The 25,321-nt window shown below is 36.0% G+C and carries 22 protein-coding genes and 1 riboswitch; of the genes, 11 read left to right on the top strand and 11 right to left on the bottom strand.

The genetic code is table 11. The features are described from left to right. Nucleotides 1-97: 97 nt before the first annotated feature. The 3 genes from LACWKB10_RS08240 to LACWKB10_RS08230 all read left to right on the top strand — a co-directional run bounded on the left by LACWKB10_RS08240 (nucleotide 98) and on the right by LACWKB10_RS08230 (nucleotide 4,371). Nucleotides 98-1,171, top strand: coding sequence for a P1 family peptidase (locus LACWKB10_RS08240; protein WP_034981077.1), 1,074 nt, complete (start codon nucleotides 98-100; stop codon nucleotides 1,169-1,171). Nucleotides 1,172-1,254: 83 nt separating this feature from the next. After that, nucleotides 1,255-2,871: an alpha-glucosidase gene (locus LACWKB10_RS08235; protein ID WP_034981074.1), complete on the top strand. Its 1,617-nt coding sequence runs from the start codon at nucleotides 1,255-1,257 to the stop codon at nucleotides 2,869-2,871. A gap of 243 nt (nucleotides 2,872-3,114) precedes the next feature. Next, nucleotides 3,115-4,371 carry an MFS transporter gene (locus LACWKB10_RS08230; RefSeq protein WP_034981072.1) on the top strand — a complete coding sequence of 419 codons (1,257 nt, stop codon included), beginning with the start codon at nucleotides 3,115-3,117 and terminating at the stop codon, nucleotides 4,369-4,371. A 62-nt stretch (nucleotides 4,372-4,433) separates the two neighbouring features. Here the strand turns inward: LACWKB10_RS08230 and LACWKB10_RS08225 are convergent, their stop codons facing one another. The 6 genes from LACWKB10_RS08225 to LACWKB10_RS08200 all read right to left on the bottom strand — a co-directional run bounded on the left by LACWKB10_RS08225 (nucleotide 4,434) and on the right by LACWKB10_RS08200 (nucleotide 12,238). Further along, a complete protein-coding gene (locus LACWKB10_RS08225) occupies nucleotides 4,434-4,946 on the bottom strand; it encodes an O-acetyl-ADP-ribose deacetylase (RefSeq protein WP_034981070.1) in 513 nt (170 codons plus the stop codon). 183 nt (nucleotides 4,947-5,129) lie between these two features. After that, nucleotides 5,130-7,331 carry a beta-glucoside-specific PTS transporter subunit IIABC gene (locus LACWKB10_RS08220; protein WP_034981068.1) on the bottom strand — a complete coding sequence of 734 codons (2,202 nt, stop codon included), beginning with the start codon at nucleotides 7,329-7,331 and terminating at the stop codon, nucleotides 5,130-5,132. Beyond that, the gene (locus tag LACWKB10_RS08215; RefSeq protein ID WP_235191509.1) at nucleotides 7,318-8,187 is read right to left on the bottom strand and encodes a PRD domain-containing protein; all 870 of its coding nucleotides are present in this window, start codon (nucleotides 8,185-8,187) and stop codon (nucleotides 7,318-7,320) included. The genes LACWKB10_RS08220 and LACWKB10_RS08215 overlap by 14 nt, the downstream gene beginning before the upstream one ends. A gap of 164 nt (nucleotides 8,188-8,351) precedes the next feature. Continuing rightward, nucleotides 8,352-9,644, bottom strand: coding sequence for a DUF4038 domain-containing protein (locus LACWKB10_RS08210; protein ID WP_034981062.1), 1,293 nt, complete (start codon nucleotides 9,642-9,644; stop codon nucleotides 8,352-8,354). An 18-nt stretch (nucleotides 9,645-9,662) separates the two neighbouring features. Beyond that, entirely contained in the window at nucleotides 9,663-11,108 is a 1,446-nt protein-coding gene (locus LACWKB10_RS08205; protein WP_034981060.1) for an L-fucose/L-arabinose isomerase family protein, read from the bottom strand. 113 nt (nucleotides 11,109-11,221) lie between these two features. Beyond that, nucleotides 11,222-12,238, bottom strand: a complete 1,017-nt coding sequence (locus tag LACWKB10_RS08200) for a LacI family DNA-binding transcriptional regulator (RefSeq protein WP_034981057.1) — start codon at nucleotides 12,236-12,238, stop codon at nucleotides 11,222-11,224. Between the two features lie 134 nt (nucleotides 12,239-12,372). Between LACWKB10_RS08200 and LACWKB10_RS08195 the strand changes: the two genes are divergently transcribed. The 3 genes from LACWKB10_RS08195 to LACWKB10_RS08185 are packed head-to-tail and all read left to right on the top strand — an operon-like array spanning nucleotide 12,373 to nucleotide 15,609. After that, nucleotides 12,373-13,206, top strand: coding sequence for a transketolase (locus LACWKB10_RS08195; protein WP_034981055.1), 834 nt, complete (start codon nucleotides 12,373-12,375; stop codon nucleotides 13,204-13,206). After that, nucleotides 13,199-14,143, top strand: a complete 945-nt coding sequence (locus tag LACWKB10_RS08190; RefSeq protein ID WP_034981053.1) for a transketolase family protein — start codon at nucleotides 13,199-13,201, stop codon at nucleotides 14,141-14,143. The genes LACWKB10_RS08195 and LACWKB10_RS08190 overlap by 8 nt, the downstream gene beginning before the upstream one ends. A gap of 14 nt (nucleotides 14,144-14,157) precedes the next feature. Next, entirely contained in the window at nucleotides 14,158-15,609 is a 1,452-nt protein-coding gene (locus tag LACWKB10_RS08185) for a glycerol kinase (protein WP_034981050.1), read from the top strand. Between the two features lie 233 nt (nucleotides 15,610-15,842). On the opposite strand, the gene LACWKB10_RS08180 is transcribed toward LACWKB10_RS08185, so the two are convergent. Further along, a complete protein-coding gene (locus LACWKB10_RS08180) occupies nucleotides 15,843-16,616 on the bottom strand; it encodes a tyrosine-protein phosphatase (RefSeq protein WP_034981048.1) in 774 nt (257 codons plus the stop codon). Nucleotides 16,617-16,642: 26 nt separating this feature from the next. Continuing rightward, the gene (glpK, locus tag LACWKB10_RS08175) at nucleotides 16,643-18,145 is read right to left on the bottom strand and encodes a glycerol kinase GlpK (protein ID WP_034981045.1); all 1,503 of its coding nucleotides are present in this window, start codon (nucleotides 18,143-18,145) and stop codon (nucleotides 16,643-16,645) included. 147 nt (nucleotides 18,146-18,292) lie between these two features. Here glpK and thiD point away from each other — a divergent pair, with 147 nt between their 5' ends. Beyond that, complete coding sequence (gene thiD / locus LACWKB10_RS08170; RefSeq protein WP_034981043.1) at nucleotides 18,293-19,105, top strand: bifunctional hydroxymethylpyrimidine kinase/phosphomethylpyrimidine kinase; 813 nt, start codon at nucleotides 18,293-18,295, stop codon at nucleotides 19,103-19,105. A 65-nt stretch (nucleotides 19,106-19,170) separates the two neighbouring features. Beyond that, on the top strand, nucleotides 19,171-19,848 hold the full coding sequence (locus LACWKB10_RS08165) for a type 1 glutamine amidotransferase (protein ID WP_034981039.1): 678 nt from the start codon (nucleotides 19,171-19,173) through the stop codon (nucleotides 19,846-19,848). A 408-nt stretch (nucleotides 19,849-20,256) separates the two neighbouring features. Here the strand turns inward: LACWKB10_RS08165 and LACWKB10_RS08160 are convergent, their stop codons facing one another. Further along, the gene (locus LACWKB10_RS08160) at nucleotides 20,257-20,610 is read right to left on the bottom strand and encodes a hypothetical protein (protein ID WP_034981037.1); all 354 of its coding nucleotides are present in this window, start codon (nucleotides 20,608-20,610) and stop codon (nucleotides 20,257-20,259) included. A 448-nt stretch (nucleotides 20,611-21,058) separates the two neighbouring features. Between LACWKB10_RS08160 and LACWKB10_RS08155 the strand changes: the two genes are divergently transcribed. Then, nucleotides 21,059-21,898, top strand: coding sequence for a helix-turn-helix domain-containing protein (locus LACWKB10_RS08155; protein ID WP_034981035.1), 840 nt, complete (start codon nucleotides 21,059-21,061; stop codon nucleotides 21,896-21,898). A 243-nt stretch (nucleotides 21,899-22,141) separates the two neighbouring features. Further along, nucleotides 22,142-22,468, top strand: a complete 327-nt coding sequence (locus LACWKB10_RS08150) for a hypothetical protein (protein ID WP_034981033.1) — start codon at nucleotides 22,142-22,144, stop codon at nucleotides 22,466-22,468. Between the two features lie 102 nt (nucleotides 22,469-22,570). Here the strand turns inward: LACWKB10_RS08150 and LACWKB10_RS08145 are convergent, their stop codons facing one another. Both LACWKB10_RS08145 and tenA read right to left on the bottom strand, forming a co-directional pair. Beyond that, nucleotides 22,571-22,987 (bottom strand): hypothetical protein, encoded by a 417-nt coding sequence (locus tag LACWKB10_RS08145; RefSeq protein ID WP_152560584.1) that lies wholly within the window; start codon nucleotides 22,985-22,987, stop codon nucleotides 22,571-22,573. A gap of 495 nt (nucleotides 22,988-23,482) precedes the next feature. Next, nucleotides 23,483-24,142, bottom strand: a complete 660-nt coding sequence (gene tenA, locus LACWKB10_RS08140) for a thiaminase II (protein WP_034981029.1) — start codon at nucleotides 24,140-24,142, stop codon at nucleotides 23,483-23,485. 213 nt (nucleotides 24,143-24,355) lie between these two features. Next, nucleotides 24,356-24,454: riboswitch (TPP riboswitch) on the top strand. Between the two features lie 75 nt (nucleotides 24,455-24,529). Here tenA and thiM point away from each other — a divergent pair. Continuing rightward, complete coding sequence (thiM, locus tag LACWKB10_RS08135; RefSeq protein WP_034981027.1) at nucleotides 24,530-25,318, top strand: hydroxyethylthiazole kinase; 789 nt, start codon at nucleotides 24,530-24,532, stop codon at nucleotides 25,316-25,318. The last annotated feature ends 3 nt before the right edge of the window (nucleotides 25,319-25,321 follow it).

Here is a 25,321-nt window from a genome sequence, read left to right as displayed (position 1 = left end):
CAAAAAATCCGTCATAATTGACGGAATTTTTTGTCTTGCATAAAAATAAACGAACCGTTTTAATAAGAGAAGAAATTTTTTAAAAAAAGGAGTAAAAATGGGACTTAACAAACCACTTTTATTTGCGCTTAGCGATACTAAGCCTGGACCAAAAAACTTAATTACAGATGTTGCGGGCATTACCGTTGGCCACAAGACGGTTGTCACTGACAGACTCAGGACTGGTGTGACCGTGATCAACCCTTGCCCAGATAATATCTTTCGGGAAAAAATGCCAGCCGCTGCACACGTTATCAACGGCTTTGGCAAAAGCACAGGACTCATTCAAGTTAACGAGCTGGGTACAATTGAAACACCACTGGTTTTAACCAATACTCTCAGCGTGGGTACCGCATCAATAGCTTTAGTCAAAAGAATGCTGGCCGAAAATCCTGAAATTGGTCTTTCCACTGGCAGCGTCAACCCGATCATCATGGAGTGCAATGACAGTTCGATTAACCATATTCGCGATTTAGGCGTCACCGAAGACGATGTTAACGATGCCTTTGCAGCTGCTAGTACAGATTTCGCTGAAGGCGGAGTTGGCGGTGGCACAGGAATGCGCTGCTACGAACTTAAGGGTGGTATTGGCTCTGCTTCAAGACAAGTCGAAATTGACGGTAAGACCTTTACAATGGGCGCACTTGTTATGTCCAATTTTGGTCTTAACGCTGATTTGAACATTTATGGCCATGCCATTGGTAAAAAATTTGTGGATAACAAGGATAGTAAGGAAAAAGGCAGCATTATCACAGTAATTGCTACCGACATTCCGTTTAACTCAAGACAATTAAAACGCATTGCCAAGCGTTCCGGTATCGGTATCACTCGCAGTGGCTCATTTAGCGGCAACGGTAGTGGCGAGATTACTCTAGCTTTCTCTACTGCTAACCGGGTAAGTCATTTCCCTGAACACGAGTTGAGTACAATCCAGGCAATTACTGATGACAAAATCGACCGTTACTTTAGGATTACGGTAGATATTGTGCACGAAGCCATTCTCAGTTCTTTGGCTCATGCACAAACAACGCCTGACCGTGACGGCAAGCCTATGTTATGCCTAAAAGATGCCCTATTGCAGCTTGGTGATGATAAAGAGGCAATGCAATTAATTGCAGATTTAGGACTTTAATCAGATACCGGTAACAATAATTTTTCCTATCTTGCAGTGTTATAATTAACTGAAAATGTGAGCGATTGCAAAGGAGAATTAATATGACACCATGGTGGAAAAATGCAGTAATTTATCAGATCTATCCCAAGTCTTTCCAAGATAGCAACGGTGACGGTATTGGTGACCTGCCCGGCATTATAAGTCGCTTAGACTATTTGCAAAAATTGGGAATAGATGCAATTTGGCTTTCACCAATTTATAAATCTCCTGGCATCGATAATGGGTATGATATTGCCGATTATGAAGCTATTGATCCGCAATATGGCACCATGCAAGATATGGACAGGCTGATTAGTGAAGCTAAAAAACGCGGTATTCGAATCATCATGGATTTAGTCGTTAATCATACTTCTGATCAACATGAGTGGTTTATTGAAGCACGTAAAAGTAAAGATAATCCTTACCGAGACTATTACATCTGGCGTGATCCTGTTGCCGGTCATGAACCTAATGATCTAAAATCTGATTTTTCAGGTTCTGCCTGGCAATTTGATGATAAAACGAGCCAGTATTACTTACACTTTTTTGCTCCGCAACAACCAGATTTGAACTGGCAAAATCCACAATTACGACACAAAATATATGACATGATGAACTTCTGGCTTGATAAAGGTATTGGTGGCTTTCGCATGGATGTGATCGAACTAATTGGTAAAGATCCGGATCGAAAAATTCGCGAAAATGGTCCCCAGCTTCATCATTATATTCAGGAAATGAACCAAGCTGTTTTAGCTAACCGCGATGTAGTAACTGTTGGTGAGACCTGGAGTGCTGATCTCGATAGTGCCCGTAAATATTCTGATCCTGACCGGCATGAGCTCTCTATGATTTTTCAGTTTGAAGATCAAAACATTGATAAACAGCCGGGAAAGACAAAATGGGATCTTAAACCTTTTAAGGCCAGCGATCTTAAAGAGGTCTTGATTAAATGGCAAACACAAATTGATTATAATCATGGCTGGAATAGTTTGTTTTGGGAAAATCATGATCTTCCCCGTGTCATTTCTCGTTGGGGCAATGATAATAAATACAGGGTACAATCTGCCAAAATGTTTGCCATTGCCTTACATTTAATGCGAGGTACTCCTTATATTTATAATGGTGAAGAAATTGGCATGACAAACTGTCCGGTCAAGGATATCTCTGAAGTTGAAGACCTTGAAAGTGTCAATATGTATAATGAGCGAATCAAGCAAGGTTATACCAAAGACGAACTTATCAGGTCAATCAATGCTAAAGGGCGCGACAATGCCCGCAGACCCATGCAATGGTCAGCGTCTTTTGCTGCTGGCTTTACTACTGGAACTCCTTGGCTGGCGCTTAATCCCAACTATCAAGATATTAACGTTCAAACGGCTTTGGCTGACCCAGAATCAATTTTTTATACCTATCAAAAACTCATTAAATTGCGTCATGAAAACGAAATTATCGTTAATGGCTGCTTCACTCCTGTTTCTACCAGTCCTAACGTCTTGGCATATTACCGTGAACTTGCTGGCGAGCGCTGGTTAGTCGTTGCTAATTTGACAGACAATGAAGAACGATTTTCTGCACCTGATAAAATTGACCAAGTTTTAATTAGTAATTATAATGCATCGCGATCACTTAATAAAATTAATTTAAAGCCATATGAAGCCTTTGCTGTAATCGTAAAATAAATAGTAAAAGCCGTATTTAAGTTTAAGCTCAAATACGGCTTTTTAATTTGCTCAAGTTGATTCTTTTCACCTGTTATAATATGCTTCATTAATTGTTGCACTGATATCACTATTTTCATCAGCATATGCCCTTGATTAATTCATATTTATCCTTAAATGTTCGAATACGACATTTTTGCTAATTCTTATTATACCCAAGTTATAACTTAAGTATAAAAGTTTTAAGTTAGGAGCTACAAAATCATGGACGTTTTCGCAAAAAATAAAAATTATCGCAAATTTACAATCGCCAGCTTTTTATCTGGTGCAGGCAACATTTTATTTTACCTGGCACTTATTACTTACGCTAGTAAATTAAGAAATTATGCTTTAGCAATTTCATTGATTTCAATTTCTGAATCAATACCTGAAATACTGCAAGTTTTTAGTGGTTATTTAGCTGACCGCACTAAAAATAAATTTAAATTGATGGTTTGGCTAGCCGTTATCCGTTTTGGACTTTACTTAATCGTTGGTATACTTTTCGCTAGTGGCTTTGCTGGTTGGAATCTAGTTTTAACTGTTATTGGCATCAACCTTGTGTCAGATATTGCCGGTTCATATTCTGGTGGTTTGCAAACTCCACTAATTGTTGCTATTGTTGGAAACGATGATCTCGCTGAAGCTGAAGGCTTTGCCAGCGGCATTAACAGTATTATAAATATGATTGCCCAATTTATTGGATCAGGTTTATTACTATTTATGTCCTACTCTAGCTTGGCAATCTTTAACGCGTTAACATTTTTAGCAGCAGGCGTCCTTTTTGCCAATGTTGGTTTCAATTATCACAAAAATCATTCTCAAAAAGAAACTGTTCAGGTTAACGAGCATGGCTTTTTTAAGACGATTGCTTTGTCATTCAAAGAAGTTAGAAAAGCTAATGGACTATTAACTGTTGTTTTAGTAATTGCCTTGCTAAATGGTATTTTAGGCACTATTGAACCTTTAATTTCAATCGTAGTTGCAGGCAATAAATCCTCTATGATTATCGGCACATATAGTTTTACCATTGCTCTAATTGGCGGTGTAATGACTGCCGGCATGGCTCTTGGCAGTATCGTAGGCACTAAATTATTTAAAAACATGTCATTATTTACTGTAGCAATAATTGCCACCGCGTTAAGCACAGCAGTTGTAGGCAGCATGCTTATTAAAAATATTTTTATTTGCTTACCTGTTATGGCAAGTCTTGCAGCATTTATTGGTACTGCCAGTCCTAAATTAACGCAATGGCTGGTTGGTGCCGTTGACCAAGATATTCTATCTTCAACGATTGGATTGTTGAACACAATTTTAATAATAACCAGTCCTGTTATGACTACCATTTTTACTACAATTACTGCTTCGTTTAATGTTACTACTGCATTAATACTACTGGGAATCACAAGTTTAATAGTACTCGTAATAACGGTCAAAGTTGCTTGCTCAATTAACAAAAAGCCAGCAATTGAGGCAGCATAATTTGAAAATGTTTATTGGCAATTAAAAACCATCCTAGTTAACGACTGGATGGTTTTTAACTTTTACTCAAAATTTTTTTCTTCTGCTTGGTATAACTGGATTGTTTTGGAATCAAAGGCACACATAATAACTTCCATTTGATAATCAGAATGTTGAATAAGCCAATTTTGCACGGCAGTAAAAGCAATATGTGCAGCAGCTGCAGCCGGAAAGCCGTAGGCTCCTGTAGAAATTGCCGGGAACGCGATACTATGTAAGCCATGGCTTTTGGCTAAATTTAGGGAGTTGATATAGCAACTTGTCAATAACTTATTATCTTCTGCAGACCCCGAATAAATTGGTCCCACAGTATGAATTACAAACTTAGCAGGCAGCTTGTACCCCTTGGTAATTTTAGCCTGCCCCGTTTCACAGCCATGAAGCTGGCGACACTCTGCCAATAATTCCGGTCCAGCTGCTTGATGAATTGCCCCATCAACTCCCAAGCCACCTAGCAATGTCTTATTGGCAGCATTAACAATTGCATCTACCATTAATTTGGTTATGTCCCCCTGAACAATTTTGATATTTTTCATAAACAAAGCCTCTCTTTTATTTCATTTTAAACCCAAATTATTTTTTGCCCAAACAAAAAATGCGACTTACAAGAGCCGCATTTTTCTAATACCTACTAAGAATATCTTGTAAATTGATATTTTTGCCAATCTAGTTTATTTCCATTATCTTTTTAAAATTTTATAGTCCAGTTTTATTAAATACTAAGCAAAAGTACCTCTAACTACTTGCTTTTCTTGGTCAACTGCGGCCATCAACAATTGATCTGTGAACCCAACGTGAGTTCCAGCTTTCTTTTCAACTATTATCTCATCAAAATCCACGCTATTTGTAACAATAACAGGAACTACTGTATCGTATCCCGTTTTTTGTATTTTAGACCTGTCAAAAGTTTCCAGTAAATCACCTTTTTTCACTTTTTGCCCGTCTACAACTTTTGAAGAAAAATACTTTCCAGAAAGATTAACAGTATCTATGCCCAAATGAATAAGTAACTCTACACCATTTTCTGATTTCAAACCGATGGCATGTTTAGTTGGGAAAACTGAAACAATTTTGCCATCAAATGGAGCACGCACTTCATCATTATCTGGTTTAATCGCTATGCCTTTACCAATTGTTCCAGCGGAAAAGACATCATCTTTGACTTGATTTAGTTCAACGACAGTACCAGAAACAGGTGCATTAATACTTTCGTCTCTCACTTCCGTCGATTGAACTTGTTTTTTATTATTATCTTTTGAAGCTACCCTATCGCCCCAAATAAAAGTAATAATAAATGAAATGACAAATGCTGCAACAAGTGATAGGCAAAAGCCTATAAAGCTAAAATTAATTCCAGATTTTTGATCAATGAACATCGGAATACCAAAGATACCACCTGAAGCAAAACCACCAAACATTTTTGCTTTTGCAATGGCTGCTATTGCTCCGCCAAAGGCCGAACCAATAGAACCAAAAATAAATGATTTTTTATGTGGTAAAGTAACCCCGTAAATAATTGGTTCTGTAATACCTAAGAAACCAGAAATAATAGCTGGCCAACCCACTTCTTTAAATTTAACATCTTTAGCTTTAATAACCATGGCAAGTGCTGCTCCTGTTTGGCCAAAAACTGTACAATAAAGCATGGCATTAATTGGATCAAAACCCTTAGTAGCGATATTATTTAAAAAGATCGGAATAAATGCCCAATGTAATCCTAATAATACCACTGCTTGCCAAATTCCTGCTAAAACAAATCCAGCAAGTACACTTGCACGAGCATAGACCCAAAGAACAATACTTGCCAAGCCTTGACTAAGCCAGGACGTAATCGGTCCAACTACTAAGTAAGTAAGCGGTACGGAAACAGCTATTGTTATCAAAGGTGTAAAAATCAGTCTAAGAGAAGCTGGCAAGTATTTATTCAAAAACTTATATAAAATAGAAGCAAGCCAGACCGCTACAATTGCCGGTATTAATGTCTGCGGATAACTCATTAAAACTATGGGTATACCTAAGAAATCAATACTTTGCTTTGCCTGATAAGCTGCCACTAAAGCCGGATAACATAGGGCCCCACCAATCACAGCTCCAACAAATTCATTTATCTTAAACGCCCTTGCTGTAGAAAAGCCAACCATTATTGGTAAAAAGTAAAATAGAGCATCTCCTGCAGCATTTAGAATCAGATATGTACCACTTTTTGTACTGAGAACATGTAGTACAGTTAGTAAAACCAAAAAGCCTTTTAATACACCTGCGGCAGCTAAAGTTCCCAAAAAAGGTGTAAATATTCTGGTTAGTAGCTTAATAAACCGGTTAAAAATATTAGTATTACCTTCTTCATTATCAGAAGTTTTGTCTTTAATATTTGTATCTAATAAAGGTATGATTTGATCATAAATATCTGCAACATTATTACCAATGATAACTTGATATTGACCACCTGCATGTGCTACTCCCATTACACCATTTAATTCTTTAATGGCCTCATCATTTGCTTTATTTTCATCCTTTAATTTAAAACGCAAACGAGTAACGCAGTGGATTAAACTACTGATGTTACTTTTACCGCCAACTAGTTCAACTATTTGGTCAGCTAGTTTTTTATCCCTTTCGATTGAACGCGACATTTTTATTTTTCCTTTCTTTACATTGGAATAATCTTTATTGCTATTAATGTATTTCATTAATGCCTCATAGTATTGGTTAACATCATTTCCTATTAAGATTTGCAGTTGCTGTTCAGTAAAATTAAACTCATATATTTCTGGAATTTGTTGTAGCTTAGAATCAGCAACTTTTCTTGGGTCCTTTAAAAAAAGTCTGATTCTAGCTACACAATGAAAAGCTTCTGCAATGTTGTTTTTGCCACCAACCGCTTTCAAAATAGCTTGAGCTACTTCTTCATATCTGTTCATTAACATCACTTTCTGTGAAATTTACTCTATGAATGTGTATTGTCAAAAACATTATTTCATCCTCCGAAGTTTTATAATCATAGTCTGATAAAATAATGCCCGCAATTCGCTGTGCAATGATATATTCTTTATGGTAACTATGCACAATCATGTTATATAAATCTTTATCAAGGGGTAACTCTTGTACTTCATTTTTTCTTATTCTCTGAATAAAAAATTTTAAGTGAGTTACCAAGCGATAGTAAGATACAGATTGAGGGTTGATACTTTTATTAAGCATTTGTTCAATAATTTTTATGAACCTGTTGATTAACTCGATTGTACCTTCCGTATTTTCTAGAGAATCACCTTCTTCTGCCGTAATCAAATGCATAGCAATATTAGTTGCTTCATCATCAGGAAAAATTAATTTAGTTTTTTCCGTCAAATAATTTAAAACGCTTTTTCCTATCTGAAATTCATCTGGATACGTTTGCATAGTTTCAATAGTCAGCTTGTTTTGGATTGGGATTCCCCTTTTTACTCGTTCTACAGCAAATTGCAAATGGTCAGGCAATGAAATATAGATATCATCACTCATTTGTTTTCCAGAACTGGCAGCAGTTTCAGAAATAATATGATCAGATAATTCAATATATTGCGGTTCGATTTGAGCTAAGGTTTCACTAATTGAATTTGTGACTTCTTTATTTTTAGGATAAAAACATTTCTCAATTTTTTCTGGAGGTATAGTCTGTCCTGCCCTACGTTGAAACGCAATACCTGCGCCTAACACTACTATCGTTTGACCATGATTATCTTGTGCAACTACAGCATTATTGTTTAGTACTCTTTTAATTACGATCAAGATATTCACGCCTTTCAAAAAAAGAGCAAGACCAAAAGAGCCAAAATATAGTTCAATATGGTCTTGCCAACTTAATGTAACAATCCGATGATTTATTTCAATTTTAGTATAGCATATTTGAAATCGATTTCAGTAGATAACTTAAATATGATTCTTATTTTAGTCTAATTAAGTTAGTCTTTATTAATCACAACTAGTCCATCTTCCGTAATTGGTAACAACTTTAACGTATTATTCTGGATTTTACCATCCATTACAGTATGTTCTTTCAAATCAATTAATTTACAGTGGTCCACTTTTAATCCTAACTGAGAAAAATTAACAATACCTGCTATCGGCAGATAAATAAAAATATAATGACTTGATTCCGCTGCCCTAACTGAAGAATTATCCTTAATGACGTGTTCAAGAGGCTCCAATCCCTCTGGAGCATACTTTAAAATGAAGTTTTTCAGAAAGCCCATATCATTTGCCCCGCGAAACTTCAAACAATCGCGCCAATCGTATGGTACTAACTGAACATTAAAGTTAGGCTCAAGTTTCTGTTCCGGTCTAACTGTATCATTCCAAGGCCAAATACCAAATGTACCATAGCCCAATCCTGCATCTGCACCCGATAATACAGCTCTCCACGCTGCTTTTCGCACCTCAAAAGCACTATATCTTTCAGGTGTAGGTGCATTCATTTTAGTTAACCCTTCATAACAAAGTTCAGTGTCTATAATAGGACCCTGAAAATCTTGAGAGCCACGTAAAGAAAGCGGAATTGTAAAAGCGGTATTCTGACCAGTATAACCATGACCCGATTGATAACTGTAAAAATCAATTTGTTTAACAAATTCCTGCGGTAAGTCATGACTTTCACCATTAATATGAAATGTAAACAGGCCATCAGGATCTGCTGCTTTTGCTGCTTTTAGCACTTCCCTATAATATTTAGTTGCAACTGACGGATCTTGCTTACCATTATCTGTAAACCCAACATCTCCACTGACAAACCAAATTGGGTTGAATTGTTTAAACTCCTTAACTACATAGGTCACATAGGGCTCAATTTGGTCAAAAGGCATCGTATTATTTTTAACAAATTTACTCATCCATGTACCTGGAACATAATTCCCCCACAATAGAACTAATGCTGGGGTCATTTTCCTTTTTTTCATTTCTTGGAGCATGTTTTTAGCGTTATTAAAATACTGTTTATTTATTTCTGCAAAATTATATTCATAATTACCATTATCATACTCAGTAACTGCGAAGGGTTCTCTATTTGGTAATGGTGCACTTGAATCCCACTGCCGCAATATATTAATCTGAATGACATTAAAGCCCTCAGATTTGCGAGTATCAAGATAATAACGCCAATCAGGCATTTTAATGCTGCTAAATGCACCCCAGCAAGTGTCTGCCAAGTAAAAAAATCGTTTATCATCATTAAATAAATATTTACCTTTTGCCTTTAACATGATTTCCTCCAATAATTATTAATTATCTAAAATCGTGTCGCAGTCACCATACCAATATGCTGCAACTTTATCTTGTATAGGATCAAAATAATCCGGTTTAACATTGATATATTTACATGCTTCAGCAAGTATCGGCACAACATCAGCTCGAACACCGGCCATGTGATGAATATATGGACCATAAACATATTTGGCTTCAAATCTGTTAAGGTCTTTAAACTCAAACCAGGCATATGTGCCCTGCTCGTAAGGTCCAGAGCATGTTTTAGCATTACCTAAAAGCATTGAATATTTGCCATGGTCACCATCAAATCTTACCAGAGTATATGTGCCATCTTTAACTTCAAAAGCGGCAGAACCAGGGTAATCAAAGACAAAGTGTGACGGTGGCAGAACCGGACGGTTCTTTGCCGTTTGAAAAGCAAAAGTACCTAAGTGTTGTAGTAATTCACCGTTTGGGTTTTCAGGATGGCGACAATTAACATCTGCAAACAATGCTTTTTCGTCTCCCAGAGTTGCTGACTCTACTAAAACTTCAGAAATAGCACCGTTAATATCCGTTTCACAAGTTACCGGCATTCCTTCTGTTTGTAACAAAGCCTCAGAAGCATATGGCAAAATGCCAATCTCACGCTGCAGCTCAGTCCAGCATTGAATAGTTCCGCAATTGCAACCATATTCCTTCATTTTATCTTGCATGGCCAGCTTCAGAGCTGCAACTTTGGTAAAGTCTTCTTCCTTAATTTCAATATCAGCCCATTCTTTAAAAGTATCCTTTGTTTTAGCAATACGTGAATCATTATTTTTAATCAAATCAGCCATATAGGAAGTTAGTTCGCCCAAAGGAATCGGTGAAAGCTGAATGCCAAATTTTTCTAGAAGTTCGCCCTCATTTACAATTACTGACCAAAAGTCAAATGGACGAGGACCAATTTGTAAAATTCTGGTATTTTTAAATGTTTTTACTACGTTGCAAACTTTGATAAAGTCAATTATCCCTTTACTAAAAGTCGGGTCAGAAATATCACTATTTCTAATATAAGTAAACGGAACGTTAAAATGACGCAACACTTTGCCAATCGCAAACAAGCCGCATTGCGTATCTCTTCGCCGTGAACCATCTGTTGCGGGAGCCTCATCTTTAGGTCCCCAGAGAAGAACAGGAACATCAAATTTTGCGGCCAAGCGTGCAACTTCATACTCAGTGCCAAAATTTTCATTCGCTATAAACAGACCGTCAATATTAGCTTTTTTAAATTTTTGCGTAATTTTTTCTAAGCCATCATCGTCATAAAGAAGTCCATCAGCATTCACTTCTTTGATATCAACATAATTCACCCCTAACTCATCTAACTTTTTACGAGTTTTATCAGCAAACTCAATGGCGGCAGTTGCTGAAAAAATGTTTCTTCGCGTTGGAACAAAACCAATTTTTATTTTTTGCAAGCCTTGTTTACTTACCATCAAAAATAGCCTCCTAATTCATTCATACTCTGTATTCGCTTACAAAACAAAATATAAACTAAACTAGTAGACTATTCAATACTGTATTTACTTAATTAAACTAAACTATTTTTTTAAAGAGATTTCCTCTTAATTAACCTGGTTGAAATAAAACACTTCTGGGGTAACCAATTTCGATCTGCCACTTTACTCTGCAGCTGATTAATTGCTTGGCTGACAATCTGGGTAATTGGAACATGTATAGTTGTTAATTCCGGTGTAACCATAGTATCTTCAAAAATGTCATCGAAACCCATGATTGCGATATCTTTAGGAATTTTTATTCCTCTTTGTGTCAGCTCTTTTAATAATCGCAAAGCCATATAATCATCTTCGCAAAATAATGCTTCCGGAAAATTTTTGCCTAACTGGAGAAACTGGGGTAACTCACCCATTAGTTCTGTTGGGTTTAAACTATAAACATACTCAGGAGGTATATCAATTTTTTCCTCTTTCAAAGCCCTTCTAAAACCAGACCTTCTCTGTAAAAAATTAGAAATAATGTGGTTAGAAGCTACATAACCTATTTTGCGATAACCCTTTTCTAAAATATATTTGCCTGCCTGATAGGCTCCTTGAAAATTATCAATTGAAATGAAATCAGCATTTACATTCTCAAAATAATTATCAATAAAAATTACGTTTTTTAGATTCTTATTTAGCAATTCAACCTGATTTTTATTTAGGTCCGTTGCCAAGACTATTGAAGCCTTTGACTGTAATAAAGACTTGTTTTTACTTAAATTATCATGCAGATGATTTATGTCTAATTGTACAATCTGAACCTGACCACCAAAGCCCCCCACATTTTGAGTTAATTTAGAAACTAGAGCATCAAAAAATGGTAGGCTGGCATAATTACGATTCATCATACCAGTTCTATCACGAATAATTATTAGACTAATGCTGGCTAATTTGCGTACCCCACCCCTTTTATGCTTGCGCAGAGGTTCATAGCCTTGATCCTTGATAACCTTAAAAATCTTTTTTCTGGTTTCTTCACTCACACCAGGTTTGCCATTTAGTGCAAAAGAAACAGAAGCTTTAGAAACTCCTGCTATTTTTGCAATATCACTCATTTTTAGATCCAAAAAATCATCTCTTTAACATCACATTTTACTAACTTAAACTAAACTAACTAATCAATATAACTAAATTAGATATAAACATGATAACCTATTATTGTAAGCAATTACAAGGATTTATTTCTTAATGAGGTGTATTTATGGATAAACTTGAATTAAAAAAGAAAGCTGTTGAACTTCGCAGAAGAACATGGCAGTTAATTTATAATCACCAAAATGGCCATACTGGTTCTGATTTATCCTGTACTGATATTTTAGTTGCTTTATATTATGAAGTGATGAACCAAAATGTGGAAAACATTGGTGAAGAAAACGTTGATACTTATATTCAAAGCAAAGGTCATGCCGTAGAAATCTGGTACGAAATATTAGCAGATAAAGGTTATATTGACCGAGGTGATCTTGAAAAAAGATATTCTACTTTTAACAGTCCTTATATTGGTCACCCTACAACTGAAGTTAAAGGAATGGAGTTTCACACAGGTTCTCTTGGTCATGGTTTGGGTTTAGGAGTTGGGGTCGCTCTTGCAGCCAAAATGAATCACTCCCGCAAACACGTTTACGTTTTAATGGGCGATGGGGAACAAGCTGAAGGATCTATTTGGGAAGCAGCGATGGCAGCCGGAAACTACAATTTAGACAATTTAGTAGCTATTATCGACCATAATGACTTGCAAATTTCTGGTACAACTGACTCTGTAATGCGTTCCAATCCGTTAAGCGATAAATATTCAGCTTTTAACTGGAGCGTTTCGGAAGTTAATGGCAATAACATGGACGACTTGGTCAATATTTTAACCAACACAACCAACACCAATAAGCCACGTTTAATTATCGCCAATACTGTCAAAGGCAAAGGCATTTCAATGGCTGAAAACAGAGCAGATTGGCATCATAAGATTCCTAGTACAACTGAATATCAACAGGGATTAAATGAACTAGATGCACAAATGGAGGCCTTAAACAATGAATAAATTAGATGAAAAATTAACTGCAAATGCAGTTATTGCACAAACATTAGATCAGGCAACAATTAATGATCCCGACTTAATAGTTGTCACCTGTGATTCTCGTGGTTCGGCTGGTTTAGTGCCATTTACCAACACTCATCCCGACAGAACAATCGAAATGGGAATAGCGGAACAAAATGCGGTAACAGTTGCTGCGGGTATGGCTCATGAGGGCAAACATCCCTATGTATTTTCTCCAGCATCTTTTTTAGCGATGCGGTCAATTGAACAGGTCAAAGTCGATGTCGCCTTTAACCGCAATAACGTCAAGCTAATCGGTATTTCAGGTGGTAATTCATACACTTGGCTGGGTAATACCCACCATTCGCTGAATGATGTCGCAATTACGCGAGCAATTCCTGACCTTGAAGTCTATCAGCCATGTGATAAATACCAAATTCGGGCATTATTCAAATACCTGCTTAAATCTGATAGACCTGCATATGTTCGTATTGGCAAGCGCAAACTAGATAATGTTTACCATCGAGACTTTGATTTTATACCCGGAAAAGCTAAAATAATCCGTCCGGGCAAAGATGTTTGCCTAATTTCTACTGGTGAAACTTTATTCTTTACTCTACAGGCTGCTGAAGAACTGGCTAAAGATGGTATTGACGCGGAAGTGGTTGACCTTTCTTCTATTAAGCCACTTGACACTAAAATGCTTGCTGAATTAGCACAAGATTTTACCCATCTGGTAACTGTTGAGGAGCATGATGTTATCAATGGTATTGGTGCAGCAGTAGCATGTGAAGTTGCAAAATATGGTCATGCTAAACTGAAAATTTTAGGTTTCCCAGACGAACCTGCTATTCAAGGAACACAAGATGAAGTCTTTCACTTCTATGGTATTGATGCCACCGGTATTAAAAAATCAGTCAAAGATTTTTTATCTGACTAGAGGCTGGTAATTTTATGTCCACAAAATATATTTTGGCCATTGATCAGAGTACTCAGGGTACTAAAGTCATTCTTTTCAACAAGCACATGCAGCTTTTTTGGAAAGCAAATTTGCCCCATGAGCAAATGATTAACGATCAAGGCTGGATCAGTCACGATTTAACTGAAATTAAAAACAATCTCAAAGAACTTTTTAAGATGGTGCTCAAAAAAGTTGAACCATCTCAACTTGAAGGACTGGCAATTACTAATCAGCGTGAATCAGCTGCCGCTTGGTCAAAAAAAACCGGTAGACCACTTTGTCCTACAATTGTGTGGCAGGATAATCGAACAGAAAAATTGATAAACCGTATTTCATATCCTGAATTAGTCAACACGGTTAAAGCAAAAACTGGCTTAGCCCTTTCACCTTATTTTACAGGTGCAAAATGGGGCTGGATGCTTTTAAATGAACCTAGAGTAATTCAAGCCTGCCAAAATAATGATTTATGCTTAGGAACAATGGACAGTTGGTTAATTTATCAATTGACTAACGGAAAGAGCTTTAAAACTGAGCCCTCAAATGCATGTCGTACTCAATTAATGAATATCAATACGGGAAATTGGGATAAAGATTTAGGGGAAATCTTTGGTATTGATCTAGATGACTTGCCTGAAATTGTAGATTCAAATGCTTATTTCGGTGATACTAATCTGTTTGGTTTATTAGAGCACCCAATCCCCATATTAAGTGTTTTAGGTGATTCACAGGCAGCGTTATTTGCTCAAGGATGTTTTAATCCTGGAGACTTCAAAGTCACATTTGGTACAGGATCATCAGTAATGTTAAACATTGGAAAAGAATTACCAGATAACATAAATAATAAATTAAATACCTCTATTGCATGGTCGCTTAATGGCGAACTTTCTTATGTACTTGAAGGCAACATTAATTATGCAGGAGCCTGCATTACATGGCTAAAGGATAATTTGCATTTAATTAAAACTCCAGAAGAAACAAGTAATTTGGCGCTCAGTGCCAACCCTGCTGACCATACCTATCTCATCCCAGCATTTGCTGGACTGGGCGCTCCATATTGGAAGCCAAATATGAAAGCAGCATTTGTAGGTATGACTGCTTCAACTGGTAAGAATGAACTTGTCAGAGCCACATTAAATTCTTTAGTTTATCAAATTGTAGACATACTTTCAGAATTTCAAAAACTATTTCCCCAGATTAAACATGAAATTCATACTGATGGTGGAATGATTCATAACCAATATTTAATGCAGTATTTAAGTAATATTGCGCAAAGAAATGTTAAAACTTCTGCTATTTCAGAGCTTAGTGCTTTTGGCAGTGCCGTTAATGCTGCTGGAGAAGTGAGCGATATTCAAGCTGCAAAAACTTACGTGCCACGAATGAGTCCTGAACATGCTTCTTCTTATAAACGAGAATGGGCTGAATGGATTAACAAGCTATCATAAAGTTAGAAAAAAACATTAACAAAATAAAAAAGTTAGTGGTATTCACTAACTTTTTTCTATTGATTTATTTTAATTAAAAATGGCTTGATTAGTCCCTATTTAAAATGAGTCTTTTACTTAATTTTTTATAGAGCTATTAACCCATCACCTGACTACACCAGAGGACTATACTTATGAACCTGTCATCTTGCTTTTTTAGCAACATCAAGCAAGGTTACCATCACGATTCGCCCCTAATCTAAGTACATTCGTTTTAGTTGAGCCAAGTCATCATCATTAAAGCCCAATACTTTTTTGAAAAAGGTGGGAAAATCGCCCCAGCCGCCACGGACTGTTTCTGTAATGCCGCGAATAGCTATACCTTCACCTTTAGTTACATTCATTTTTGAAACCATTTGCGTAATTTCATCATTACTTGGCAATTGGCGAGAAACAGCAAAATCATATAACTCGTTAGTTAATAAATAATCGCGGGCGATGGTATCATCATCTACTCCAAGTGCCATTAATATTAAAGCCGAAACCATTCCTGTTCTGTCCTTACCAGCACTGCAGTGATAAACCAGTGCTTCATCTTCGGGCAATTCCAGCAACTCCGCAAAAACACGGGCAAACATTTCCTGACTGTGCGAACTAAGCAGAGTTTGCTGGTAAATGCGACCAATAAAATTATGGTGCATATCAGGAATATGGTGCAAAAAACGGTAGATTGAACGATTGTTTTGGGCATCATTGACGTTATCAGAATATACCGGCAAGTCCACATATTCCACATCGGGCCAAGAAATATCCGGTGAAGAGGACTTCTCGTATTCAGAGCGTAAATCGCAATCGACAGTGACACGCATTTTAGCTAACTTAACTTGATCTCTGGCTGTTAAAGAACTAAGCGAATCTGAACGATAAATTTTATTCCATTTAACTGTTTTACCAGTCACACTTTGATAACCGCCAACATCACGAAAGTTCATCGGACTATCTAGTGCAACTATTCGATCATGTGCCAATTTCTTGTCCCCCTTTTTTAAATAACTTATTCACCATGTGCAAAAACCTGAGTAGCTTTTACGGCCTTCTTCCAGCCTTGATATAAATGTTCTTTTTCGCTTTCAGGCATTTGAGGTTCAAAGGTCTTGCCTACAACAAAAATATCTTTTAATTCAGCCACATTTTGCCAATAGCCGACTGCGAGGCCAGCCAAGAAGGCTGCGCCCATTGAAGTTGTTTCCAATACTTTAGCACGTTCGATTTTAATGCCTAGGATATCAGACTGGAATTGGAGCAAATAATCATTATTGGACGCTCCGCCATCAACGCGCAAGGTTGGAATTTTAATGCCGGAATCAACCTGCATCGTATCCACTACATCCCGTGTTTGGTAAGCCAGCGATTGCAACGTCGCCTTGATAAAATCCTTATCATTTGTTCCACGTGTAATTCCAAAAACGGATCCACGTGCTTCTGAATCCCAGTACGGAGCACCTAAACCTGTGAATGCCGGAACAACGTAAACCTCATTTTCAGACTTCGACTGCCTGGCCGCCTTTTCTGAATCTGCAGCTGTCTTAATCATTTTTAACGAGTCACGCAGCCACTGAATAGCACTGCCGGAAACAAAAATAGAACCCTCTAAAGCATAGGAAATTCTGCCATTTAAACCATAAGCAATAGTCGTCAACAGATTATTGTCCGACTCTGTCGGCTGGTCACCGGTATTCATGACGATAAAGGAGCCAGTACCATAAGTATTTTTAACCATTCCTTTTTTCAGAGCCAACTGGCCAAACAAAGCTGCCTGCTGGTCTCCGGCAATACCGGCAATTGGCACTTTGCCACCAAAAAAGGTATAAGACTTGGTATAACCATAGATTTCTGAATTGGACTTAACTTCTGGCAACATTACCTTGGGAACATTGAGCAGCTTCAAGATGTCGTCATCCCATTTTAAGTCGTGAATATTAAACAGCATCGTTCTCGAAGCGTTAGTGTAGTCAGTCACATGTACTTCACCATCAGTTAAGTTCCACAAAAGCCAGCTGTCAATTGTACCAAAAAGCAAGTCGCCTTTTTCGGCTTTTTCTTGTGCACCAGTAACATGGTCTAAAATCCAGCGAATTTTGGTAGCACTAAAGTAGGGGTCAATTATTAGTCCCGTCTTTTTATGGATCAATTCACTATAGCCATCTTTTTTTAGCTTTTCAGCTAAGTCAGTTGTCTGCCGTGATTGCCAAACAATTGCATTATAAATAGGTTTGCCCGTTTTTTTATCCCAAATTACCGTTGTTTCACGCTGGTTAGTAATACCAATTGCTGCTACCTGCTCCGGACGCACGCCAGACTTAATAATGGCATTGGCAATTGTTGTTTGGACTGCGTGCCAAATCTCTTCAGGTTTATGCTCTACCCAACCAGGTTGAGGAAAATATTGGGGAAATTCTTTTTGTGATGAAGCTATTTTTTTGCCCCGATGATCAATTATCATCGCCCTAGTTGAAGTAGTCCCTTCATCGATCGCCATAATATATTGCTTTAGCATGTTGTCTCTTGTATCCTCTCCGACAGAAAGCGGTTTATACTAATTTTACTACCCGGCCTTGCTTTTACAAGAAATTATTATAACATTATCCTTATTTTAAGTTATACTGGTTACATAGAGCTTACATTAAAAAGAGGATACATAAAAATGAAAAAAGAAATTATTGCTTTAACAATAGCGGGAAATGACAGCGATGGCAGCGCAGGGATGACTGCCGATTTACATTCATTTTATGCCCGTCAAGTGTACGGTATGGGGCTTTTGACAGCTGCCGTTGCTGGTAATACAACTGGTATATATGCACAAGAAGTTATGCCTATTTCTTTTATTCAGAAACAATTTGACGTACTAAACGATGATTTTAAAATTGACGCACTTAAAACAGGTATGCTAGCTAACAAGGACGTAATTGCCTGTGTTGCTGCTAATTTGCACAAATATGATATGGGTAAGGTCGTGCTTGATCCGGTTATTATGACCAAGCACGGTGACACCTTGCTTGATGACGATGCCTACCAGGCTTTTCTTGAGCAGTTAATGCCATTAGCCGACATTATTACGCCTAACTTTTACGAACAGAAAAAATTAACCGGTTTGAATTTAACTAGCAAAGATGAAATTCATCAGGGAGCCAAAAAATTGCAGGATATGGGAGCCAAAAATGTTTTAATGAAAGGTCGTCATGATGATTCTGCGCAATCGCAGGTAACAGATATTTTACTCACTGCAGACGGAAAATTTCACGAATTTACGAAGCCGTTTATCAATACAGATAGAATTAATGGTACAGGTGACACCTTATCAGCAGTAATTGCTGCTGAATTAGCAAAAGGACAATCAATTATTGATAGTGTACAAACTGCTAAAGATTTTACTTATGAAGCTATTGCTCACCCAATTGCAGTTGGCTCCAAATACGGCCCAATTAATCATTTTGCAGCGCAGCAAAATCTTAAATAACTATTCTTTGCCCACTTCTAACTATTAAGATATACTTTAAACAAGAAAATAGGGGTTGGTAAACAATGGCGAACAAAATAATCAAGATTGCATATTTATACGAAGACCTGATGAACACCTATGGCGATTCCGGGGATGTTAAAATCATCAGTTTTTTACTTAAAAAGCAAGGCTACACTACGCAAGTTGATAATATTTCTCTTGGTAGTCAGTTCAATGCTTTTGACTATGATTTCATCTTTTTTGGCGGTGGGCAGGACTTCGAACAAACTGTTATTGCCAAAGATTTACCGCGTCATAAGGAAACTTTAACCAAGTACATTAATGCAGGTAAACCTATGGTAGGCGTTTGTGGCGGCTATCAACTCGTTGGTACATATTACAAAACTAATGCCGGTGTGACTATCAAGGGACTAGATATCCTACCCTTCCATACTGTTTTTAAAGCAGATAAGCGCATGATTGGCGATACCCGCTACATGAGTGAATGGGGCGAAGTCAAGGCCTTTGAAAATCATTCCGGGCAAACTTATTTTGACGATAATGATAAGTTGCATCCCTTAGGGGAAATGATTGAAGGCTACGGCAACAACCCGCAAGACCACGTTGAAGGCCTGCGTTATCGCAATTTCATTGGTACCTATTCTCACGGACCGTTGTTAAAAAACTTGAATGTCGCCAACGCCATAGTGAAGATGATTCTTGAATGGCATGATGAGCGAATAGCAGCTAAAACAAATTAATTGCAGAAAAGCTACTAAGCGTAGTAAATGATATGACCCCCGAATTAAGACAATTTCGCAGGTCATATTTTTATGTCTAAATTGTCTAAGCAAGATAAAATTGGCTCTGGTGAATTAAGTTGGCGTTAAATGTATTTTTATTGTTTAGTGAACTAAAACTCATCTATTTTTCTTTACTATTTTGAGTTGATCCAAACATTATTATAGATATTAAATATCTTTCTTTCGTATAAATAAATGTCACATTTAAATAAATAATTTATTTAATTAGTTATATTGCTGACTTTAATTACTACATAAAAATACTCCTAGCAAACAAAGTTGTTAGGAGCTTTCTTTATTAGAAATAAAATATCGGGGCTAAAACATTTTAACCAATCTCTTTGACTTAAAATTTAATTGTTAAATTTATAGATCTCCACCATATTTTTTACGCATCTTTAAGTCATAATGTATTGCAATAAGTAATATCAATGTCCAAACGGCGCATATTATAATTAATGGCCACACATCAACTACTCTTTGAATATACACTGAAATATTAGCTTTAATTGGAAATATGAAGTACATGAATAATGCGCCCCATGGAACCAAAAAAGGAATACAAGATAAAAATATTTCAACATTTTTAGGATATAGTCGTGGTCTACTATAGACTTCTTTTTTGTGTCTACTTACATAAAATATACCTGCTATCACAAGGATAATTAATGAAAGTTGACCTACATGAAGTATGAATTGTATAACTGGTGAAGTAGCCATTTTTGAGCCCCCCTTAACATACAAACTATATGATAGTCTGTAAAGTTTTTAGAATTTTAATCGTACCAAACTCCTTCGGAGTCTTGTGCAGCCTAGTTTATATCTTGATAAATTCTTGATTTTCTATAGCTGGCATTAAAGTCAGATAAATTAGTTGACCAGGTCTGTGCCCTGTTTTGTACTATAGCCGAGGCATTTTGCTAAAAGTGCATTCTTTTATTTAAAAACCACATAACTGAAAATGTAATAAACATTATAAATTCTTTCTATAAAGAATTAATATATATATTAGAAATTATGTTAAATGTAGAACTCTATTTTTAATTTTGTTCCTGCTTTCATAATAACATTGATTTTTATGAAAATGTGTGCAAAGCCTGCACAATAAGGAATAAATATTAAAAACAGAATAATTTTTTAATAAACGTAATTAAGGTAATTGGCCAGTATGAGTAGATTTGGTATAACTATTAGAAAATTGAGAATATCCCGCAGAATAACACAACAAGAGTTGGCAAATGATCTTTTTGACCGCAGTGAACTTTCTAAGATAGAACATAGTGAATTAACTGTTTCTTATGAGAATGAAATCGAATTGATTAAACGACTAAGTCTTACACCAGATGAATTTGAATATATTAGTAATAATTATACTTTAAGCTTTAAGCGACGACTATTACACCGTTTTTTTGAACTTAAAATAAGTATAGATACTGCCGATAATAGTATTGCTGATATAGAAGCATTGTTACAAGATTGCTTTTTGGTAGAAAACGACGGGGACATCGGAAGAATTAAAACAATTTTAGAAGCTTTATTATTAGCCAATAAACCTAAAGGGTTAGACAAAGCTAAAAAGATGGTACAACCAATCTGGTTTGATTATCTGGCTAAAACTAAAATTCTTACAATCACTGATATTTATGTTCTAAATACAATTTTATTTGCTTTTGATTATGAAACTGCCAATGAAATTATTGCTAAAATCATTACGGTAATTGATAGAGATTACCCTTTTAAAAAATCTTTGAAAATTGATACTTTAATTAATCAGGCCATGATAGAAATGCTGGATCATAAATTTAAGCTGGCAGCTGATAATATGCTTAAGCTAAAGCCGCTAATTAAAAAGCTTGGTCAATATGATAAATTGCTTGTAATAAGGGCAAGAATTGCGGTTTGTCAAAAAGATAAAACTAAAGCTTTGGAACAAGTAAGTTTACTAGAAAAAATTGAGGCGCAACAATTAGCTAATAATTTGAAATCAGAAATTAAAGAATTTCTTTAGTCTTATTGAATATAGTCTAGTGAACAATTATTTCTTCTATAATCATATAAATTTTAATATGTTCGCAAGAGTATACTTTATTGATCATATATTTTAATGAGAGTTACATTGTCACCTTTGACCTCAATAACTACTGCGCTGTCAATTGTTGCTATATTTTTTATATGTTGCGACAAGCTCAAAAGGCTCTGCCGATGTATTATTCATCTCAGGCATATTACCGTATTAAACAAGGAAGCAAAAATGAAAAAAACTATAACTGTATTTATTTTAACTTTTCTCTTTATAGGCATTGGAATGGGCTTTATACATTATTATAGAATTAATTCTTTAGAAAAAACCGTATATCTTAGTGCTGGCGAAAGAAAATATTCATATAACATAGACACATATAAATGCTTACATAATAAAAAAATTGCTTCTGTTAAAATAACTACTGATAATCAAGGATCTTATGATACGCTTTATTATGTTGGAAAAATTAATAATAGATATTATGGCTTTCTATTTAAAGATCGTGGAATATTAAAAAAAGCAAAATTAATTTATATTAAAAAAATTGATGAATAATAGCATACTAGCTTTTAATATAATAATTTCAATAATGCGAAATAACTGAACTAAAAAAGGTAGCTTAAGCTTGGTAAGCTGCCTTTTTATAAATTAATGAAATTAACCGTAATATTGATCCTGGTCTAAAGCAGTTTCATCAAAATTAACTATCATAAATTCATAGTTTGAAAAACATTCCATCCAATTGTTATAATAGTCTTTCTCTTTTTTTAGCGACTTACTGTTTTCTTCTCCTTCTATTATAAAAGGCTTTGAACGTATATTAAAATTTGCGTGTATTGCACCCAGCAAATTCAATAAACACAAGAAATCTTTTGCGGAATCCACACTTACATGAAAAGATTTAAACGAATTATTATTTTCGCCAAGATAACTTTTTCCTCTATTATACTCATCAGCAGATTCTGCCTTATAATTTTCAACGCTATTTACATTCTCTTCAATAATAGCTGTCGGAGCTTGTTTTTTAAAAAAATCTAGTATCTTTCTTAATTTAAAAAATTGTTCATCATTCATTTTTATCATTCCCATTTAAAAGTCTGTGCTTGGAAACATTATATCTCCTAAGAAGCAATCAATTTTACCGCTTAAAGTGGCTTAGCCATATCACCCACAAGTGCAAGAGTGAGAATATTGCGGTTAAGTTTGGCATCGGCCTATACCGTCAACTCTATAACTGACGGTTCTTGCTTTTTTGCTTCCGCCAGCATAGTAGTGCATTGTTAGCCTTCCAGACTAATTACAGACTAGAAATACAGGGTTAGGATCAGTTGCTTTTAGTGCATAATATATGCTGCCGCCAGAAGTCCACACTTTATAAATTCCTAAATAACAATTAATATAATAATATTACGTAAGTCTTCATTATTACAAAATAAGTATATCTTGCTTTCCCCAAGTTGCACACTTTCCTGGGACCTTGAACAATAATTACATTGTTCAATATCAAAATTTTATTATGAAATTGACTAAAGACAAGTAAGAATAAAATAAAAGCTCTTTTTGCAGAATTTACTTCCAATCTTGTTTTTCATAAGCCATCTGCCAAAACTGCAATTCATAATAGCTGCTGCGTACAAATGCAGTTTCCATTTGCTCAAGTTCTTCGTTAGCAGCACTTTCAGCCAAAGAATTGGTTAAATGCAGCATTTTTGTTACGTTGGCACCATACCACTCGCCATCATAAGTATCAATCCACTCTTGATAATAAGAAACCGGTGAGCCCTTTTCTGCCATTTTTTGGCCAATTTCCTGATAGAGCCAGTAACATGGTAAAAGCGCTGCAACCGCTGGTTTAACACCAAATCGATTTAATGTCATATGCATATGGTTAACGTAGTTATAAGCTGTTGGAGCCACCGGAGTTTCAGAAATTTCAGTCGCAGTTATTTTTAATTCTTCAAAAAAATGGCCTCGCACTGATATTTCGACATCTTTCAAGTCTTGTGCCCCTGCCAGTAAAAATTCCTTTACTTCCTGATTATCCGTTTTTGCCGCAATTAATTCATGCAACTTGCTGAATTCTCTTAAATAATAGCGATCCTGCAACAGATAAAATTTAAAAGTTGCAATTGGGAGTTCGCCACTTTGCAATTCCTTAATAAATGGATGCACCATACTTTCATGCCACAATGCCTTCCCCGCTTCGTGTAGTTGATCAGTGAAATTCATGATTGTTCTCCTCCAAATTAAATACTATTTGTTAAAATAACTTTTGATTAATACTAATTACATTTTATTAAATATTAACTATAATCACTATAATTTTTTGTTTTCTAGCACATTTTTAATATTAGTTAAAATACTAACACTTATAGCTTATAATAGATAGCGTCTTTATAACCTAACGTTGTAATAAGCAATAAAATACGCTATAATTGTAAGCGATAACACGAGGGGTGCCTTTTTGGCTGAGATGAAAACTTTTCAGACCCTTTGAACCTGTAAGTTAATACTTGCGTAGGAACGTGTCAAAACTGCTTAAGCTTTGGCATTTCCATATGCCAAAGTTTTTTTATTAGTCAAAAATTTTAAGGATATTAAATTAGGAGTAATAAAATGCAGTTAGAATTATTAGACAAATTGCGAGCAGAAAACCCGGTTATTTTCAACATTGCTAATTTTGTAACAGTTCAAGACGTGGCCAATGCTGTTAATGCTATTGGTGCTTCACCAATTATGAGCAATGAAATCGCTGAAGCTGAAGAAATTGTGCGGATGGCTTCCGCTGTGGCAGTTAATATTGGCTGCTTAACCAAGCAGCAAATTAACCACATTAAAAAAGTGGAAGATTTAGCGCGCCAATATAATAAACCCATAGTATTTGATCCCGTTGCCGTTGGCGCCGTGGAGTACCGTTATAAAATCACAGATAAACTTTTATGGGATTTTCATACTAGTATTATTCGGGGCAATATTGGTGAGATAGCTGCCTTAGGTGGCTTTGATTGGAGCTCAAAGGGGATTGATGCAGGCTCCGGTTCTGGTGATATTGATGAAATTACTGCTAAAACTGCTCAAAAATATCGTTGCACAGTCATTGCGAGCGGACCTACAGACACAATTAGTGACGGTAAAAGAATAGCCCATGTCCATAACGGCTCACCCCTTTTTAAAACTCATGTCGGCTCAGGAGATATGTTAACCAGTATTGTCACAGCTTTTACAGCTGTTGCTGACGATCCTTTTGAAGCAGCTCAAATAGGTGCTTTAGTTTTCAGTTGCGCCGGTCAATTAGTAGTTAAAGATCATCCCAATATCGGACCCGCTACTTTTGGCATGTATCTAATGGATTATTTGTATAAAGTAAAAGTTGCTGATATTGAACGAATTGCTGATTTTGATTAAGGA

This window comes from Lactobacillus sp. wkB10, assembly GCF_000760615.1.
GTDB lineage: Bacteria > Bacillota > Bacilli > Lactobacillales > Lactobacillaceae > Lactobacillus > Lactobacillus huangpiensis.
This window is presented reverse-complemented; position numbering and strand designations above follow the sequence as displayed.